This is a genomic window from Zooshikella ganghwensis DSM 15267 (assembly GCF_000428585.1).
Classification (GTDB): Bacteria; Pseudomonadota; Gammaproteobacteria; order Pseudomonadales; family Zooshikellaceae; genus Zooshikella; species Zooshikella ganghwensis.
In genome coordinates, this window is the sequence record NZ_AUAF01000283.1 from 1 (window position 1) to 3,249 (window position 3,249).

2 protein-coding genes are annotated in these 3,249 nt (G+C 39.3%); both read left to right on the forward strand.

Annotated elements, in window-relative coordinates:
* The first annotated feature begins 489 nt into the window (after nt 1-489).
* Entirely contained in the window at nt 490-2,064 is a 1,575-nt protein-coding gene (locus F607_RS0125880) for an RHS repeat protein (protein ID WP_027710326.1), read from the forward strand.
* Nucleotides 2,065-2,151: 87 nt separating this feature from the next.
* Nucleotides 2,152-3,249: hypothetical protein (locus F607_RS0125885; RefSeq protein WP_027710327.1), on the forward strand; the 1,098-nt coding region annotated here is incomplete at its 3' end.

Below are 3,249 nucleotides of genomic sequence, written 5' to 3' on the forward strand. Positions count from 1 at the left end.
AAGATACTATGTATAATGGACCACTATATGTGTACCAATGTAAAACGGACCAGTCGTTTATCAAAAAGTATACATTTTGAGAGGGGCAGGGAAGGACTATCAAAAGTGCTCTCATAAGCCATGTATCAAATTGTCTACAGACTTATGATAGAGCAAAGCCGCCTATCCACAACATCAGTGGATAGCTTTGTGGATGGTTGGTAAAAGCCCATGAATGTTGGGCTGTATCTGAGGTGTACAAAAAATAGCCGATTCGTAGGGTTATCGGCTATTTTTTTGATTTTTGTATACACATTCAAGAAGCATATCAGTACTTTCATCGCTATCTTGCCTAAAAAATAAGTACTACAGACCTAAGTTGTCGTCTATTTTCACAACAAACCAAGTCAAATCAATAAGGTGAAGCATTTCATCAGTGACTTGTGATGCATACCTGATTAAAATGTGTGTTTTTATTTTGTGTTAAATGGAAGTACAGCGAAGTCATTAATGAAAATACATCTTAAGTTGAATAAACTTGTTTTACCCATTTTATGCTGCTCTCTTTTCCCCCAAGCCCAAGCGGTGACTTGCTCTGGTGGAGGTCAAGTTTGTAATAATAGTCTTGTAGTACCAATTAATTTATCTAGTGCACATGAGTACAAAGTTAGCTTTACTGCTAGCTCTGGTCACTGTAGTGATATTAAAGCAACAGTCAGTGCAGGAAGTGCGGTGTTGGGAAGTTCTGGTTTTCTTGGTCCAGGACAGTCCACAGGTATTTTTCCTATCCCCAATAATGCAACATCTGTAGCTGTTTCAGCGCAAGGTCGATATGGTGGCTGCAATTATGGAACTCTTGGCGTTTGGACAGGTTCAGTCAATATTTATAGCTCAAAGCAGACGTGTAAAGATGGCTATCAAAAAGGTCACTATGACTGCTCTCAACAGCGTGTAACACCAAAAGAGTCAGGCCAAGCTCAATGCCCTTCAGGTAACCCTATCAATACTGCAAATGGGAATAAATATCAGGTAGAAAATGATATTAATGGGCAAATTTCTGTCATCAGAACATACAACAGTAACTTAGGTTATTGGCTATTTTCCTTTAGGCAAAACCTCATCATTATTGATGAAAATACGTTGTTAATAGAACGAAGTGACGGAAAAACAGAGCGCTTTACTAAAGGGGATAACAGCCGCTGGGCATCTGATGAAGATGTGCAAACCACCTTACAAGCAATTAATGAAGAAAATAAGCCCGCGAAATGGATAGTAACCCGCCCAGGTCAATCAGTTGAAAAATACGATGAAAAAGGACGGTTACTATCAATTGTTTATGCTAGTGGGGAGCGTTATAGCCTTTCTTATAAGGGTGATGACATCCTTATTCAGGATCTAAGAAAAAATAAGCTTGTATACACTGTTGAGCATGGTGTTAGTGTTGTAAAAGCAGTACTAAACGATGGTCCAGTCTATGAATATTTATATGACGAAAAACACCGGTTAGCTAAAGTAAAGCGTGGAGATGTTTTCATTCGTCAATATCATTATGAAAACGAGAAATTTCCCTTTCATTTAACAGGGCTAACTGATGCTAATGGACAGCGGTATGCTACTTGGCGCTATGATGATCAAGGCCGAGGCATATCCAGCGAACATGCTGAAGGCATCGATAAAACAACCTTTAGTTACTCAGAAAACGCTACCACTGTAACGAATCCTTTAGGTAAAAAAACAACTTATTTTTTTGAAAATTTTTATGGTGTAAAAAAAGTTGTTCGTGTTGAAGGGCAAGCTACTGCAAACTGCTTAGCAGCAAACCAAGAGTATACCTATTACGACAATGGTTTACTGAAAAGTAAAACAGATTGGAAAGGTGTTACTACAGCATTTGAATACAACAACCGTGGCCTTGAAACGCTGCGCACTATCGCGGTTGGAACCCCCAGTGAATACACCATTAAGACTGAGTGGCATGATACGTTGGAAGTTCCCACAGCCCAAGAAGCTCAAGGAAAAAGAGTGGAATTTAAATACGACGATCACAGCAATTTGATCCAGCGAAAAGAAATAGAATTGAATTAATTTTTTTAAATTAATTATTTTTTCCAGGGAGCGTAAGGCATTACGAGCATTGCGCATAGTAGTAAGAAAAGTATTTAAAAAAAGATTATGCAACTAACAAAAACCTTGTTAGCTAGCCTGATTGGGTTGGCACTCTTATCACCCGCATACGGTGATGAAGTGGTGAATGTGGAGGAAAGCTCCACCAGCTATCAATACACTGATGAAGGTAAAATCAGTCAGATTGATGGTCCTCGTACTGATGTAGAAGATATTACGCGCTATGAATATCAAGAAAAATTTATACTTCATAAACTCATTAATGCGTTAGGTCATACTAAGACCTTTACTGACTTTACCCCTTTGCGTTTACCTCAAACGGTCATTGATGAAAATGGTGTAAAAACCACTCTGAAGTACGACTTAGGCAATCGTGTCACTGAATACACTATACATTCAACTAAAGGTAAACAAACCCATAAAATAACCTACGATAAGGTAGGTCAAGCCATACAAATTGAGCAGCCCGATGGTAGTAAGCTCAAGATGGAATATAGCGACGCACGCTATCTAATGGCTATCGAAAATGACCGAGGTGAGCGCATTGAATATGATTATGACAATGCAGGGAACCGTATTAAAACGGAAGTAAAATCCAGCTCAGGTCAGATTGTAGCTCAACATCAGCGTGTATTTGATGAAATGAGCCGCCTATTAAAATCAATTGATGCTGATGGGCATACAACACAGTTTAGCTATGATCCTAATAGCAACCTCACAGGCATTAACAATGCACGAGAGCACAAAACTACACGCCAGTTTGATGTACTAAACCGTCTAGTAAAACGAAAGGATGCCTTAGAGCAGACCAGCGAAAAAGTCTACGACAAGTTTGGTGATGTCGTTAAGATTATTGCACCTAACGGGGCTACAACAACTTTTAAGTATGATAGGCGACACCGAGTTATTGAGCGTAATAGCCCTGATACAGGTAAAACCTCTTACGCTTATGATGCCGCAAGCAATTTAATTCAGAAAATAAATGCTCTAGGTATTGAAACACGATATAGCTATGACGCCCTCAACCGGCTAATTAGCCAACAATATCCTAATGCACCAGAACTCAACATATCCTATATCTATGATGAAACCGCTAACGGCAATAAAGGCATTGGCCGCTTAACAGGTATCCAAGACCAGTCAGGC